We start from the raw sequence: 15,226 nt of genomic DNA, 5'->3' as shown, positions 1-15,226 counted from the left end.
GCGGTGGTGCCGGGACCGGGTGGTGCGCTCGGTCGGCGGGTTGCGCCTGCACGTTCGGGGTGCCCGAGGCGACATGCGGCGGTGGCACCGGGACCGGCCGCAGGGTGCGGTCGGAGATGGAGCGACTGCCCCGGCCGATCGCCACCATGCCGGACTGCACCAGCTCGCGGACGCCGAAGGGTTCCAGCACCCGGAGCATGGCCTCGAGTTTCTCGGGATTGCCGGTCGCCTCGATCGTGATCGCGTCCGGAGCCACGTCCACCACCTTCGCACGGAACAGCTGGACGGTTTCCAGCACCTGTCCCCTGGTCAGGGTGTCGGCCTTGACCTTCACCAGCAGCAATTCCCGCTGAACGGTCTGGCTGGGCTCGAGCTCGACGATCTTGATCACGTTCACCAGCTTGTTGAGCTGCTTGGTGATCTGCTCCAAAGGCTGCTCGTCCACGCTGACCGCGATGGTCATCCGGGAAACCTCGGGGTGCTCGGTCGGACCGACCGCGAGGGAGTCGATGTTGAACCCCCGGCGCGAGATCAGCGCCGCGACGCGGGCCAGCACACCATGCTTGTTCTCGACCAAGATCGACAATGTGTGCTTGCTCATCAGAGTTCCTCGCTGTCCCACTTGGGCGCCATGTCGCGGGCGATCTGGATGTCGTCGTTGCTGGTGCCGGCCGCGACCATCGGCCAGACCATCGCGTCGCGGTGCACGACGAAGTCGACCACGACCGGCTGGTCGGTGACCGACATCGCCTTGTCGATGGTGGCGTCGACCGAATCCTTGTCGGAGCAGCGCAGCCCGACGCCGCCCATCGCCTCGGCCAGCTTGGCGAAGTCCGGGATCTGGGTCGAGTGCAGGTCGGTGTTGGAGTAGCGCTTGTCGTAGAACAGCGTCTGCCACTGCCGGACCATTCCCAGCGACTGGTTGTTGATCACGGCGACCTTGATCGGGATGCCCTCGAGCGCGCAGGTGACCAGCTCCTGGTTGGTCATCTGGAAGCAGCCGTCACCGTCGATCGCCCACACGGTCTTGTCCGGGCGCGCGACCTTGGCTCCCATCGCGGCCGGCACGGCGTACCCCATGGTGCCGAGGCCGCCGGAGTTCAGCCAGTGGCCCGGCTTCTCGAACGGCAGGTAGTGCGCGGCCCACATCTGGTGCTGGCCGACGCCCGCGGTGTAGACGGCGTCCGGGCCGGCGATCTTGCCGATCCGCTCGATCACGTACTGCGGGGACAGCGTGCCGTCCTCGGGTTCGTCGTACGCGACCGGGTACTTGGCGCGGACCGCCTCCAACTGGTGCCGCCAGGCGTCGTACGACGGGGTCCGGCCGGCGTTCGCGATCTCGGTGCGCATTGCGGCGACCAGGTCGGTGATGACCTCCTTGCAGTCACCGACGATCGGCACGTCGGCGGCGCGGTTCTTGCCGATCTCGGCCGGGTCGATGTCGGCGTGGATGACCTTCGCGTCAGGGGCGAACGAGTCGAGGCGGCCGGTCACCCGGTCGTCGAAGCGGGCACCGAGACAAATCAGGAGATCAGACCTCTGGAGGGCGCCGACGGCGGACACCGTGCCGTGCATACCTGGCATGCCGAAGTGCAACTCGTGGGTGTCGGGCAGCGCGCCGCGGGCCATCAGCGTGGTGACCACGGGGATGCCGAGGAGTTCCGCGAGCTCCTTCAACTCGGCGGTGGCCCGGGCCCGGATCACGCCGCCGCCGACGTACAGCACCGGCTTCTCGGCGGCCGCGATCAGCCGGGCCGCCTCGCGCACCTGCTTGGGGTGCGGGCGGGTCACCGGCCGGTAGCCGGGCAGCGAGAGCTCGGTCGGCCACTGGAAGTCGACCTTGGCCTGCATCGCGTCCTTGGTCACGTCGACGAGCACCGGGCCGGGCCGGCCGGTGGAGGCGATGTGGAACGCCTCGGCCACCGTGGTGGCGATGTCGTTCGGGTCGTTGACCAGGAAGTTGTGCTTGGTGATCGGCATCGTGATGCCGCGGATGTCGGCCTCCTGGAAGGCGTCCGTACCGATCGCGGCGCTGGCGACCTGCCCGGTGATCGCGACCAGCGGGACCGAGTCCATGTACGCGTCGGCGATCGGCGTCACCAGGTTCGTCGCGCCGGGGCCGGAGGTCGCCATACACACGCCGGTCTTGCCGGACGCGGAGGCATACCCCTGGGCGGCGTGGCCGGCGCCCTGCTCGTGACGTACCAGGATGTGGCGGATCTGGGTCGAGTCGAGCATCGGGTCGTACGCCGGGAGGATCGCGCCACCCGGAATGCCGAAGACGGTGTCCACTCCGGCATGTTCCAGTGCACGGATCAGAGCCTGTGCCCCGGTCAGCTGCTCACTCATGAGTGCCTTCCCTATGTCCTGTCACGATTTGACTGTCGCGACCGATCCATCCTCGCTTGTGGTTGTCTTCAGGTCTTCTCTGGGTCTCAGATAGTCGCCCTGGCAACAAAAAACCCCTTCCGCCGGTTGGCTGAAGGGGCGCGCTCGACTCGGTGGTCGCGTCAGTCGGCGCGCCGCACAAGTACGAGGAGAATCGATCGCATGTAGGCATTATTCGCCTCCGGCCCGCGACCGGGTCAAGTTCAGCACCAAGCTGTCTCATTTGATGAGATGACTGTCTTTAGATGCAGACCGCACCTTCGGAGGCCGAACGGACCAGGCGGGTGTACTTGCCGAGGACCCCCTTGGTGATCGCCGGGGCCTTCGGGGTCCAGCCCTGCTTGCGGCGTTCGAGTTCCTCTTCGGTGACGTGGAGATCGAGGGTCCGGTTCTTCACGTCGAGGGTGATCCGGTCGCCGTCCCGGACGAACGCGATCGGGCCGCCGTCGACCGCTTCGGGGGCCACGTGTCCCACGCAGAGTCCCGTCGTACCGCCGGAGAAGCGGCCGTCGGTGAGGAGCAGGACGTCCTTGCCGAGGCCCGCGCCCTTGATCGCGCCGGTCACCGCGAGCATCTCGCGCATGCCGGGGCCGCCCTTGGGGCCTTCGTACCGGATCACGACGACGTCGCCGGGGTTCAACTCGGGGACTGCGTCCATCGCGGCGCGTTCGCCGTCGAAGACTCGCGCCGTACCCTCGAACACGTCCGAGTCGAAGCCGGCGCTCTTCACCACCGCGCCCTCCGGCGCGAGCGAGCCGTGCAGGATCGTGATGCCGCCGGTGCCGTGGATCGGCTTGTCGAGCGCGCGGATGATCGTGCCGTCGACGTCGGGCGGTGCGATGTCGGCGAGGTTCTCGGCCATCGTCTTGCCGGTGACCGTCAGGCAGTCGCCGTGCAGCAGGCCGGCGTCGAGGAGTGCCCGCATGACCACCGGGATACCGCCGACGCGGTCGACGTCGGTCATCACGTAGCGGCCGAACGGTTTCAGGTCGCCGAGGTGCGGGACCCGGTCGCCGATCCGGTTGAAGTCGGCCAGCGTCAGGTCGACCTCGGCCTCGCGGGCGATCGCGAGCAGATGCAGTACGGCGTTCGTCGAGCCGCCGAGCGCCATCACGACGGCGATGGCGTTCTCGAAGGCCTCCTTGGTGAGGATCTGGCGGGCCGTGATCCCCTTCCGCAGCAGGCCGACCGCGGCCTCGCCGGACTTGCGGGCGTAGCCATCGCGGCGACGGTCGACCGCGGGCGGGGCGGCCGAGCCCGGCAGCGACATCCCGAGTGCTTCGGCGGAAGCGGCCATCGTGTTGGCGGTGTACATCCCGCCGCAGGCGCCCTCACCGGGGCAGATCGCGCGCTCGACCGCGTCGACCTCGTCCTGGGTGATCAGGCCGCGAACACACGCGCCGACCGCCTCGAACGCGTCGATGATCGTGACGTCCTTGTCGCCGAGCTTGCCCGGCATGATCGACCCGGCGTACAGGAACACCGACGCCAGGTCGAGCCGGGCCGCGGCCATCAGCATGCCGGGCAGCGACTTGTCGCAACCGGCCAGCAGCACCGAGCCGTCGAGTCGCTCGGCCTCCATCACGGTCTCGACCGAGTCGGCGATGATCTCGCGGCTGACGAGTGAGTAGTGCATGCCGACGTGGCCCATCGAGATGCCGTCGGACACGCTGATCGTGCCGAACTCGAGCGGATAGCCGCCGGCCGCGTGCACGCCTTCCTTGACCGCCTTCGCGAGCCGGTCCAGGGACAGGTTGCACGGGGTGATCTCGTTCCAGCTCGAGGCGACCCCGACCTGCGGCTTCGCCCAGTCGTCGTCCCCCATCCCCACCGCCCGGAGCATCCCTCGGCTGGCGGTGGCTTCCAGGCCATCGGTCACTGTCCGGCTACGAGGCTTCACATCGACCATGCCGCTCACTCTATTCGGTTGCCTACGCTGTGCCAGGTGAACCGACTCGAGGCTTACATCGACGGATGGCGGCGGCATGACATCCCGGCCGTGCTGGAGACGTTGACCGACGACTGCGTTGTGATCGAGTGCTACGGACCTGTCTATCGCGGCCGAGCGCGGGTCGAGCAGTGGATGAAGGCTTGGTTCGGAGCCGGCGGGACGGTCGACGGGTGGCAGATCACCTCGTCGGCGACCGCAGGTGAGGTGCTGGTCGTCGAGTGGCATTTCGAGTGCACGTGGAAGGGCTCGCCGGGGGCGTTCGACGGCTCGACTGTCGCGCGGCTCGACGGGGATCGGATCGTGTATCTGCGTGAGTACGCGACCACCGCACCGCTCTACGACTGGACCGGCAGCTGGCGGGACTAGGCTGGGATCACCGCGACTGGCGAGGGTGGAGTACCACCGGGGAGCGGAATCAACCAGCAAGGCGTCGTCCGCCTGGGCGCCTCCGATCTCGGAGGTGCTTGATGCGTTATGGGATGAATCCACATCAGACCGCGGACATGGTGGCGACTGGGCCGCGCGCTCCGTTCACGGTGGTCTCTGGCCAGCCGTCGTACATCAACGTGCTGGATGCGCTCACCGGGTGGCAGCTCGTGCGCGAGGGTGCGGAGGCGTTCGGGATGCCGGCGGCTGCGTCGTACAAGCATGTGTCGCCGGCTGGGGCGGCGTTGGGCTCGTCGGTGAGCGCGGCCTATCTCCGCGCTCGCGATCCCGATCCGAAGTCGTCGTACGGCGACTTTGTCGCGGTCTCGCATCCGGTCGACGCGGAGCTCGCCGGGGTGCTCAAGCGCGTCGTGTCGGACGGGATCATCGCGCCTGGGTACGACGAAGGCGTGGTCGGGACCTTGGCGGCGAAGAAGCGTGGGAGCTTCCTGGTGCTGGAGGCCGACCCGGCGTTCGAGCCGCCGGCGGCGGAGGTCCGCGAGTTCTACGGACTGCGGCTGACGCAGCGGCGGGACGACGTACCGCTGACTCGTGAGCTGCTGGATCCGGCGGTGCCGGAGGCCGCGGGGCGGGACTTGGTGCTGGGGTTGATCGTCGCCCGTTACACCCAGTCGAACACTGTGGTGATGGTGAAGGACGGCATGACGATTGGCGTCGGTGCCGGGCAGCAGTCGCGCGTGGACTGCACACGACTGGCCGGCGAGAAGGCTCAGGCGTGGTGGGCCCGGCACTCGACGGAACCGTTGACCGGCGTCTCGATGGCGTCCGACGGCGCGCTTCCGTTCGTCGACAACATCGAGGAAGCGCACCGGCACGGCGTCACGCACATCGCCGAGCCCGGCGGCTCGATCCGGTCGGACGAGGTCGCGGCGGCGTGCGCCGAGCGTGGGATCAGCTGGTCACCGACCGGCGTACGCCTGTTTCGTCACTAGACCGGGGAGGTCTCGCGGGGCTTGGCTTCGGGGGCCGGACCGCCTTCGAGTTGGATGTCCGGGACGATCCGGTCGAGCCACTTCGGCAGCCACCAGGCCCGGTCGCCGAGCAGCGTCATCACCGACGGGACGAGGATCATCCGGACGATGCTGGCGTCGATCAGGACCGCGACGGCCATGCCGACCGCGAGCATCTTCACGGTCGGGTCGTCGTCGAGGACGAAGCTCAGGAACACCACGATCATGATCGCCGCCGCGGTCGTGATCACCCGGGCCGTCGCGCCGATCCCGATGGCCACGGCGCGATGGCTGTCCTTCGTCACCAGCCAGGCCTCGTGGACGCGGGACAGCAGGAAGACCTCGTAGTCCATCGACAGCCCGAACACGATCGCGAACATCAGCATCGGGACGAACGACGGGATCGGCACCTTCTCGTCGATGCCGACCAGGGAGGATCCCCAGCCCCACTGGAAGACCGCGACGATCACGCCGTACGCGGCGCCGACCGACAGCAGGTTGAGGACCGCGGCCTTGACCCCGATCAGCAGCGAGCGGAAGGCGACCGTGAGCAGCAGGAAGGCCAGCAGGACGACCGCGCCGATCAGCCACAGCATCCGGCCGGCCACCTTCTCGGTGAAGTCGACGTACCCGGCGGTGGTGCCGACGACGTACGTGGGCTCGTTCTGCCCCGCGAGTACGTCGTCGCGGATCCGGTTGACCAGATCCTCGGTGTCCGCCGACGACGGCGAGGTGGTCGGAATGACGGTGATGATCGCCGTCGTACCGGCTTGGTTCGTGCTCGCGGGCTGTACGGCCGCAACGCCGGGGGTCTTCTGCAGCGTGGAGGTGAGTCCGGTCAGCAGGGTCTGGTTGTCGCTCGCGCTGCCGGACGGGAGCTGTACGACGACCGTCAGCGGACCGTTGGCGCCCGGTCCGAACCCTTGCGCGACCAGGTCGTACGCCTTCCGGCTCGAGTCCCCGGCCGGATCGGTGCCCGCATCGAGCTGGCCCAGATTCATCGAGAACAGCGGGATGGCGAGAATCAGCAGCACCAGGGTGGCGACGATGCCGTACGGCCAGGGCCGGTCGCTCACCTTGCGTCCCCACCGGGCGAAGGCGCTCTGCTCGTGCTTGAGATCGCGCCGCTCGCGCTCGTCGGCTCGGTGCTCCGCGACGGCCTGCTCGTCCGGGAGTCCGGCCTCGAGCTCGCGCTCCTCGGCCAGGTGGTGGCGGTCCTTCCGGTTCAGGACAAGGAGCTTCGCCAGGCCGAGCAGGGCCGGAATGAGCGTCAGGGCGGCGAGGACGGTGAACGCGACGACGATGGCCGACGAGAGACCGAGGGCACCGACGAACGGTACGCCGGAGACGTAGAGGCCGAGGATCGCGATGACGACCGTCCCGCCCGCGACCAGGATCGCCGCGCCGGACGTCGACTCGGCGCGGCCGACCGATTGCTCGACGCCCATGCCGTCGTCCAGCTGTTCGCGATGGCGCGACACCAGGAACAAGCCGTAGTCGATCGCCACGCCGAGGCCGAGCAGGGTGGCGACAGTCGGCGCCGAGACCGGGAAGTCCTTCACGGCCGCGAGCAGGCCGAGGATTGCCAAACCGCCGCCCACGCTGAAGACCGCGGCGACCAGCGGCAGTCCCGAAGCCACGATCGAGCGGAACATCAAGAACAGCAACAGCAACGCGAGCGCGAGGCCGATCGCCTCCGAGAGCGCATCGTCGGCCTGTTTGCCGATCTGGCCCGCGCCGCCACCGAACTCGACCTGGAGCCCGGCGGACCGGGCCGGCTGGACCGCGGCGTTCAGCGAGTCGAGGTAGCTCTTGTCGAGCGAGGCCGGCACCACGGAGAACGAGACCGGTGCGTTGACGATCGTCCCGTCCTTGGAGATGTACGCCGTCTGGTTGGTCGCGAGCGGGTCGGTGGCCGAGACGACGTCGGGCAGTTTGCCGACATCGGCCATCGTGGTCTTGACCGCGTCGGCCTGCGCGGACACCGTTCCGGACGTCGAGTGGAAGACGATCGAGCCCGAGTAGCCGCCTGCCTTGGCGAAGTCCTTGTTCAGCAGGTTCAGACCGGCCGAGGACTCGCTGCCCGGCACCGTGTAGTTGTTGACGTAGGTGCCGCCGAAGGCCGACCGGAGCACGAACAGCCCGACGACCAGAACCAGCCAGCCCGCGATCACGAACCAGTGATGGCGAGCGGCCCCCCGGCCGAGCCGATCGAGAAACGCATGCATGAAGGCGCCCCCTCCGCCAGGCGCCCCCCAGGCGACGGCCGAGCCGTCGGCTCCTCCGCCCGACAGTAAGCCGGGCCTGACCCCGTCACAACCCTTCGATCCCGGTGCACGCCCTCCGCCACCGGCCCATCGCACTCAGTTGCCAACGGCCCTCAAACGTTTGCCCAACCCCCTGTCCTCACAGGCGAACCCGCCCGGACCGCACCGTCTCCCGGACGGCCTCCGCCGTACTCGCGGCGTCCAACCGGCTGGTGTCGAGCGCGTGCGGCGGGCGGGCCGCGGCTGCGGCGACGAGTGCGGCCACGGTCGTCTTGCCCGAGCCGGGTGCACCGGTCAGGAGAAGTACTTCGCTCATGCCGCCGAACGCTAACCAAGCGCGCCGGCAAACTGCAGTCTTTTCTTTTCGCCGGTCGTCAGCCGCCGGCGACGCTGGGAAGGATGAGGAGCTCGTCGCCGTCGGTCAGCTTGGTGTCCAGGCCGTTCAGGTCGCGGATGTTGTCGTTGCCCAGGTAGATGTTGACGTGCCGGCGAAGGCCGCCTTGTTCGTCGGTCAGTCGGCGCCGCAGGACGGGTTCCAGGGCGGCGAAGACCTCGCCGACCGTGGTGCCGTCGACCTCCACCCGATCGGCTCCGGACGCGAACGGCTGGAGCACGGTCGGCAGGCGGACGGCGATCATCCGACCACCGCGGCGCGAACCGTGAGTACGTCGGGCAGGTGGCGCGCGACCTCGACCCAGGTGTCGCCCGCGTCCGCACTGGCGTAGACGCAGCCGTCGCGGGTGCCGACGTACACACCGGCCGGGTCGGCCGTGTCCGTGGTGAGGGCGTCGCGCAGGACCGGTACGTACGACACGTCCGGCAGGCCCGTGGTCAGTGGCTCCCACGTCGCCCCGGCGTCACGGGAACGGTAGACCCGGCTTTTGCCCTCGGTGGGGATCCGGTTCGCGTCCGCGACCAGCGGGAACACGTACACGGTGTCGGGCTCGTGCGGATGCACCGCAATCGGGAATCCGAAGTCCGACGGCAATCCGTCCGCGATCGACTTCCAGATCGCCCCGCCGTCGTCGGATCGATAGACGCCGTGGTGGTTCTGCGCGAACATCCGCTCCGGTAGGTCGGGATGCGCCGCCAGCTTGTGCACACACTGGCCGAACTCCGGATACGGGTCGGGGAAGAACTTCGCCTGGATCCCCTGGTTCGCCGGCGACCACGACGTACCGCCGTCGGTGGTCCGGTAGACCCCACCGGTCGACATCGCGACATTGACCCGATCGGGATCGGTCGGGTGCGGCAGCACGGTGTGGATCGCCTGCCCGCCGAACCCGGCGCCCCACTCCTTGCGGTGCGGGTGGTCCCACAGCCCGCGGACCAGCTCGAACGTCACTCCCCCGTCGGTCGACTTCCACAGCGCCGACGGCTCGGTCCCGGCGTACACGACGCCAGGCTGCCCAGCCGGACCGGGCTGGATCTGCCAGACCCGCTCGAGCGAGGCTTCGGCGTCGGAGGGGAAGCCGATGGACCCTTCCGGCGGCTCGGCCCAGGTCGCCCCGAGGTCGTCGGAGTGGAAGACCGCCGGACCCCAGTGCTCGCTGGTCCCGCCGGCGAACACCCGCGGCCGCTCACCGCGGGTGTCGATCCCGACGGCGTACACACCCTGCATCTCGAACTCCGGCACCGGGCCGTCCAGCGCCCACTTCTGCCGGGCGGCATCGCTCCGGCCGATCCAGAGCCCCTTCTTGGTTCCGATCAGCAGTACGGCCTCGGACATCCTTGTCCTCCTCCTAGCGTGGCGGTCCCGCCACCACATTGATCAACGGTTCTCCTGCCGAGTAGCGCTCCAGCTGTGCGCGCACCAGCCGGGCCACCCGCGGCGCGAACGCCGTCGAGGCACCCCCGCGGTGCGGATTGATCAGCACGTTCGGAGCTGACCACAGCGGATGTCCGGCAGGCAACGGCTCGGGGTCGGTCACATCCAGCGCGGCGCTGATCCGGCCCGTGCCCAGCTCGGCCAGCAACGCCTCGGTATCCACCACGACACCGCGCGCGACGTTCACCAGCAGGGCGCCGTCCTTCAGCCGGGCCAGGAACTTCGCGTCCACCATCCCCGTGGTCTCCGGCGTCGCCGGCGTCAGCAGTACGACGACATCCGCCCGCGGCAGCAGCTCCGGCAGCTCAGAGATCGGATGCACGCCGTCCCGCGCCCGCCGCGCGACCCGGATCACGTCACACTCGAACCCGCTCAGCCGCCGCTCCAGCGCCTCCCCGATCGACCCGTACCCGAGGATCAGCACCGTGCGATCCGCGAGCGAGTCGTCGATCTCGTCGTACGACGAGGGCCAGGTCTGCCGCTCCTGGTTGCGCACGGCTCGCGGCAGGCGACGGTACGACGCGAGGATCAGGCCGACCGCGAGCTCGGCCGTGGAAGCGTCGTGCACCCCGCGGGCATTGCACAAGGTCACGCCCTCGGCCAGGTATGGCAGCACATTCTCGAAGCCGGCTGTTTGGAGCTGCACCACTTTCAGCGCGGGCATCTCCCGAACCACCTCGGCGACCTTCTGGCCGCCCATGTAGCCGGGCACGTAGAACTCCACCTCGCCGATCGACGCCGGCAGCTCGCCACCGTCGAAGAAGTCGACGTCGAAGCCCGCGGGCAACCCGTCGAGGAAGGTACCGGGGTCCTCCCAGGGCAGCCATGCCTTCACCACATCAGCCATGCCCCGAACCTACTCGGCTGGGCGGACAGTTTGAACTCCCGTGCCAGACGGTGGGCGTCGTCGTACTCTGGATTGGTGCCTTCGACATCGGATCTGGCGGCGACACTCGAGCATGATCAAGCCGTAGGGGGGTTGCGGGAGTCGTATCAGCGCATTCCCGCAGGCGAGCCCGTTCGGCTGGCGAAGCGCAGTTCGAATCTCTTCCGGCCGCGGGCCGAGGTCGAGCGCCCGGGCTTGGACGTGTCGAAGCTGACCGGGGTGATCAGCGTCGATCCGGCCGCCCGGACCGCGGACGTGCAGGGCATGTGCACGTACGAGGACCTGGTCGCGGCGACCCTCCCGCACGGGCTGACTCCGATGGTCGTGCCACAGCTGAAGACGATCACCCTCGGCGGCGCGGTGACCGGGCTCGGTATCGAGTCGTCGTCGTTCCGGGCCGGCCTGCCGCACGAGTCCGTGCTCGAGCTCGACATCCTCACCGGCGCGGGCGACGTCGTCACCGCGCGGCCCGAGGGCGAGCACGCGGACCTGTTCCGGATGTTCCCGAACTCCTACGGCACCCTCGGCTACGCGACCCGGCTGAAGATCGAGCTCGACCGCATCTCGCCGTACGTCGCTCTGCGGCACGTCCGCCTGGGCCTGGACCAGCTGGCGCCGGCGATCGACGAGATCGTTGCCTCCGGCACGTACGACGGGGAGCCGGTGCACTTCGTCGACGGGGTCGCGTTCAGCCCGACGGAGGCCTACCTGACCCTCGGCCGCAACAGCGACGCCGCCGTCCGGACCAGCGACTACACCGGGCAGCAGATCTACTACCGCTCGATCCAGCACCGGCAGAAGGATTTCCTCACCGCGCACGACTACCTGTGGCGCTGGGACACCGACTGGTTCTGGTGCTCGGCCGCGTTCGGCGCCCAGAAGCCGTTGGTACGACGGCTGTGGCCGCGCCGCTGGCGGCGCAGTGACGTGTTCCACAAGATCGTGGGCTTCGAGAACCGGCACCAGTTCGCGGCGCGGATCAACCGGCGCCGCGGCCAGCCGGATCGTGAACGCGTTGTCCAGGATGTGGAGATCCCGGTCGACCGGTTGGCGGGGTTCCTGCGCTGGTTCGACGCGCACGTGGGAATGCGGCCGGTGTGGCTGTGTCCCCTGCGGCTGCGCGGGTCGGCAGCCTGGCCGCTGTACCCGCTCCAGCCCGGCCGGACCTACGTGAATGTGGGCTTCTGGGGCACTGTGCCGATCGCTCCCGGCGCCGCGGACGGTGATGTGAACCGGCACATCGAGACGGCGGTGACCGATTTCGGCGGGCACAAATCGCTGTACTCCGACGCTTACTACGACCGAGCCACCTTCGACCGGCTCTACAACGTCCCGGCCCTGACCGAGGTGAAGAAACGCTACGACCCGAACGCCCGGCTGACCGGGCTCTACGAGAAGGCGGTGACGCGCCGATGACGACGCTCGCGACCCAGGTTTCTATCGCTGACGCACTGACGACCGTGACTCCCGGCGGTCTCCCGTTCCGGTTCACGGCGTACGACGGCAGCGCGACCGGCCCGGAGGACTCGCCGATCCACATGCATCTGGCCTCCGAGCGTGGTCTGTCCTACGTACTCACGGCGCCCGGTGACCTCGGGCTGGTCCGCGCGTACGTGATGGGCGACCTGGAGATCACCGGTGCCCACCCGGGCAACCCGTACAACCTGATGCGGATGATGCTCAACCAGCTGCACTTCGAGCGCCCGACGCCGTCGGAGGCGCTCCGGATCGTCCGCGGGCTCGGCTGGAGTCACCTGAAGCCCCCGCCTCCCCCGCCGCAGGAGCACCTGCCGAAGTGGCGTCGTACGTTCGAAGGGCTGCGGCACTCGAAGTCGCGGGACAAGGCGGCGATCCACCACCACTACGACGTGTCGAACGCGTTCTACGAGTGGATCCTCGGGCCGTCGATGACCTACACCTGCGCCGTCTACACGTCCACGGACGCGTCGCTGGAGCAGGCGCAGTACGAGAAGTACGACCTGGTCGCGCGGAAGCTGGACCTCAAGCCGGGGATGCGGTTGCTCGACGTCGGCTGCGGCTGGGGTGGCATGGTCCGGCACGCGGCCCGCGAGTACGGCGTGACCGCGCTCGGCGTCACGTTGTCGGCGGCGCAGGCCGAGTGGGCTGCCGCCGCGATCAGGCGGGAAGGGCTGGAGGACCGGGCCGAGGTGCGGTTCCTCGACTACCGCGACGTGGCGGAGCGGGACTTCGACGCGATCAGCTCGATCGGCCTGACCGAACACATCGGCGTCCGCAACTACCCGTCGTACTTCGGTTTCCTGCTCGACCGGCTGAAGCCCGGCGGCCGGCTGCTGAACCACAGCATCACGCGGCCCGACAACCGGTACCGCTCGACCGGCGCGTTCATCGACCGCTACATCTTCCCCGACGGCGAACTGATCGGCTCCGGCCGCATCATCGCCGAGGCGCAGGACGCCGGCTTCGAGGTCCGCCACGAGGAGAACCTTCGCGAGCACTACGCCCTCACCCTGGCCGCCTGGTCCGACAACCTCGTCGCCCACTGGGACGAGGCCGTCGCCGAGGTCGGCCACGCCACCGCCAAGATCTGGGGCCTCTACCTGGCCGCCTGCCGCGTCGGCTTCGAACGCAACAACACCCAACTTCACCAGATCCTCGCCGTAAAACTCGACGACCAGGCCAACGCCCACATCCCCCTCCGCCCCACCTGGCTCGGCTGAACCATTTGGCGGTCCGCGGTGTAGTAGTACCTACAGGACTACCGGAGGAGACGGCGTGGGCGGGACCAAGGTCAGGCAACGGGGTGGCGCCGCGGTCGTGTTGACGGCGTTGGCGTTGGTGGCCGGGTGCTCCGACGACGCGCCGGCTTCGCAGACTACGTCCGCGCCGGCCAGCTCTACGACGGCCGGCGGGCAGGTGTCGGTGAAGCTGGCGGTGGCTTCGACTGTGGCGACGGGGATCGAGGTGCCATGGGGGCTGGCGTTTCTGCCTGACAAGACTGCTCTGGTGGCGGAGCGGGACTCGGGGAAGGTGAAGCGGATCGCCGACGGGCAGGTGAGTGACGTCGGCGAGGTGGATGACGTGAACGCATCCTCCGAGGGTGGGCTGCTGGGGTTGGCCGTCGATCCTGGGTATCCGGGGCGGCCGTACATCTACGCGTACTACTCCGGCGGCGACGACAACCGGATCGCCCGGATCACGTACCAGGACGGTCGGTTGTCCGACCAGCAGGTGATCCTCGAGGGGATCCCGGCCGCCGCGATCCACAACGGCGGCCGGCTGCGGTTCGGGCCTGACGGCTATCTGTACGCCGGTACCGGCGACGGCGCGGATCGGCCCAACTCGCAGGACGACGGGTCGCTGGGCGGGAAGATCCTGCGCATCACCACGGACGGGAAGGCCGCGCCGGGCAACCCGGACGGACGTGTCTGGATCACCAAGGGCCACCGGAACGTGCAGGGCCTCGCGTTCGACGGCAACCAGTTGTACGCCGCCGAGTTCGGCCAGAACACGTGGGACGAGCTGAACGCGATCACGCCCGGCGCGAACTACGGCTGGCCGGCCGCCGAGGGGATCAGCGAGCTGGACGGGATGACCGACCCGATCGCCCAGTGGCACACCTCCGACGCCTCGCCGTCCGGGATCGCGTTCGCCCAGGGGCACGTCTTCATGGCGTCGCTGCGGGGGCAGCGGCTCTGGGCCATTCCCGTTGCCAATGGCAAGCGAGTCGGTGAGCCGCAGGCGTTCTTCACCAACCAGTACGGGCGATTGCGCACCGTCGAGGTGGCGCCGGACGGCTCGCTGTGGCTGACCACGTCGAACACCGACGGCCGCGGTGACACCCGGGATGGCGACGACCGGATCCTGCGCGTGACGATCAGCCGCTGAGTGCCAACCGTTTAGAAGCTTCGGCCGTCTGGTACTTGTGGGGAGAACCCCATGACGACCAGAGGAGGAGATTGGTATGCGGACCGGCCAGGTGCCCGTTGTCCCCAGCAGTGTGATCGCTTCGGTGAGCAGCTTCGAGGATGCTCAGCGGACGGTCGGGTACCTGCGAAGTTACGGGATGGACGCTGGGAGCCTGGAGGTGGTCGGCGCCGAACTCCGGCAGGCGGAGAGACATCAGGTCATCCCGGTCGCGCGACTCACCGGCGTCGGGGCGCTCCAGGGCGCGCTGCTCGGCGTACTGGCGGCGGTCTTCATCACGCTCGTGGCCGAGACCACGCTGACCGGCCTGGCCGTCGTCGTGTGGGGCTTCGTGTACGGCGTTCTGATCGGCGGGCTGTGGGGGTTGTTCCGGGGACTCGTCCGGAACCGGCCCGACGCGATCACGACCGAGGTCGTACCAACCCACTTCGAGGTCCGCTGCCCACCCGAGGAACTGTCGGTGGCCCAGACCTTGCTCGCGGACGCCACGGATATCGATGACGGCCGCGTCGAGCGCGAGGTCATCGCAGAGGCACCGCACAAGGACGCGGCCTGAAACTGCGCCGGGCCCAGGCGCATCGAGATGTCCTTGATCGAGTCGGC

The 15,226-nt window shown here is 68.8% G+C and carries 13 protein-coding genes, 1 pseudogene and 1 riboswitch; of the genes and pseudogenes, 6 read left to right on the top strand and 8 right to left on the bottom strand.

All coding sequences use genetic code 11. The features are described 5' to 3' along the window. Positions 1-97: 97 nt before the first annotated feature. The 3 genes and pseudogenes from ilvN to ilvD form a co-directional block, all read right to left on the bottom strand. Positions 98-601, bottom strand: a pseudogene (gene ilvN / locus AB0E63_RS36320) (acetolactate synthase small subunit); the annotation flags it as partial. After that, complete coding sequence (locus tag AB0E63_RS36315; protein WP_360376282.1) at positions 601-2,349, bottom strand: acetolactate synthase large subunit; 1,749 nt, start codon at positions 2,347-2,349, stop codon at positions 601-603. The gene AB0E63_RS36315 and the pseudogene ilvN, both read right to left, overlap by 1 nt. Before the next feature lie 280 nt (positions 2,350-2,629). After that, the gene (ilvD, locus tag AB0E63_RS36310; protein WP_360376280.1) at positions 2,630-4,297 is read right to left on the bottom strand and encodes a dihydroxy-acid dehydratase; all 1,668 of its coding nucleotides are present in this window, start codon (positions 4,295-4,297) and stop codon (positions 2,630-2,632) included. A gap of 36 nt (positions 4,298-4,333) precedes the next feature. Here ilvD and AB0E63_RS36305 point away from each other — a divergent pair, with 36 nt between their 5' ends. Together AB0E63_RS36305 and AB0E63_RS36300 are read left to right on the top strand one after the other, a co-directional pair. Further along, on the top strand, positions 4,334-4,705 hold the full coding sequence (locus AB0E63_RS36305; protein WP_360376277.1) for a nuclear transport factor 2 family protein: 372 nt from the start codon (positions 4,334-4,336) through the stop codon (positions 4,703-4,705). A 2-nt stretch (positions 4,706-4,707) separates the two neighbouring features. After that, positions 4,708-4,790, top strand: a riboswitch (ZMP/ZTP riboswitch). 16 nt (positions 4,791-4,806) lie between these two features. Further along, positions 4,807-5,718, top strand: coding sequence for a 5-aminoimidazole-4-carboxamide ribonucleotide transformylase (locus AB0E63_RS36300; protein ID WP_360376275.1), 912 nt, complete (start codon positions 4,807-4,809; stop codon positions 5,716-5,718). On the opposite strand, the gene AB0E63_RS36295 is transcribed toward AB0E63_RS36300, so the two are convergent. From AB0E63_RS36295 to AB0E63_RS36275, 5 genes are all read right to left on the bottom strand, one after another. Continuing rightward, positions 5,715-7,964 carry an MMPL family transporter gene (locus AB0E63_RS36295; RefSeq protein ID WP_360376272.1) on the bottom strand — a complete coding sequence of 750 codons (2,250 nt, stop codon included), beginning with the start codon at positions 7,962-7,964 and terminating at the stop codon, positions 5,715-5,717. The two genes, AB0E63_RS36300 and AB0E63_RS36295, sit on opposite strands and share 4 nt — an antisense overlap. Before the next feature lie 178 nt (positions 7,965-8,142). After that, the gene (locus AB0E63_RS36290) at positions 8,143-8,319 is read right to left on the bottom strand and encodes an AAA family ATPase (protein WP_360376269.1); all 177 of its coding nucleotides are present in this window, start codon (positions 8,317-8,319) and stop codon (positions 8,143-8,145) included. Positions 8,320-8,377: 58 nt separating this feature from the next. Further along, entirely contained in the window at positions 8,378-8,641 is a 264-nt protein-coding gene (locus AB0E63_RS36285) for a MoaD/ThiS family protein (RefSeq protein WP_360376267.1), read from the bottom strand. Then, positions 8,638-9,732: an exo-alpha-sialidase gene (locus AB0E63_RS36280; protein ID WP_360376265.1), complete on the bottom strand. Its 1,095-nt coding sequence runs from the start codon at positions 9,730-9,732 to the stop codon at positions 8,638-8,640. Before AB0E63_RS36280 ends, AB0E63_RS36285 begins: the two co-directional genes overlap by 4 nt. Before the next feature lie 13 nt (positions 9,733-9,745). Continuing rightward, positions 9,746-10,678, bottom strand: a complete 933-nt coding sequence (locus tag AB0E63_RS36275; protein ID WP_360376262.1) for a 2-hydroxyacid dehydrogenase — start codon at positions 10,676-10,678, stop codon at positions 9,746-9,748. Between the two features lie 75 nt (positions 10,679-10,753). On the opposite strand from AB0E63_RS36275, the gene AB0E63_RS36270 reads away from it, so the two are divergent. The 4 genes from AB0E63_RS36270 (at position 10,754) to AB0E63_RS36255 (ending at position 15,179) form a co-directional block, all read left to right on the top strand. Next, positions 10,754-12,133 carry an FAD-binding oxidoreductase gene (locus AB0E63_RS36270; protein ID WP_360376260.1) on the top strand — a complete coding sequence of 460 codons (1,380 nt, stop codon included), beginning with the start codon at positions 10,754-10,756 and terminating at the stop codon, positions 12,131-12,133. Next, a complete protein-coding gene (locus AB0E63_RS36265; protein ID WP_360376257.1) occupies positions 12,130-13,416 on the top strand; it encodes a cyclopropane-fatty-acyl-phospholipid synthase family protein in 1,287 nt (428 codons plus the stop codon). The genes AB0E63_RS36270 and AB0E63_RS36265 overlap by 4 nt, the downstream gene beginning before the upstream one ends. 55 nt (positions 13,417-13,471) lie before the next feature. Further along, positions 13,472-14,584: a PQQ-dependent sugar dehydrogenase gene (locus AB0E63_RS36260; RefSeq protein ID WP_360376255.1), complete on the top strand. Its 1,113-nt coding sequence runs from the start codon at positions 13,472-13,474 to the stop codon at positions 14,582-14,584. Between the two features lie 76 nt (positions 14,585-14,660). Further along, positions 14,661-15,179, top strand: a complete 519-nt coding sequence (locus AB0E63_RS36255) for a general stress protein (protein ID WP_360376253.1) — start codon at positions 14,661-14,663, stop codon at positions 15,177-15,179. Positions 15,180-15,226 lie beyond the last annotated feature (47 nt).

Origin of the sequence: Kribbella sp. NPDC026596 (genome assembly GCF_040638415.1) — a bacterium.
Taxonomy (GTDB): Bacteria; Actinomycetota; Actinomycetes; order Propionibacteriales; family Kribbellaceae; genus Kribbella.
The sequence above is the reverse complement of the archived record's forward strand: the minus strand, read 5'-3'. Positions and strand labels throughout refer to the sequence as shown.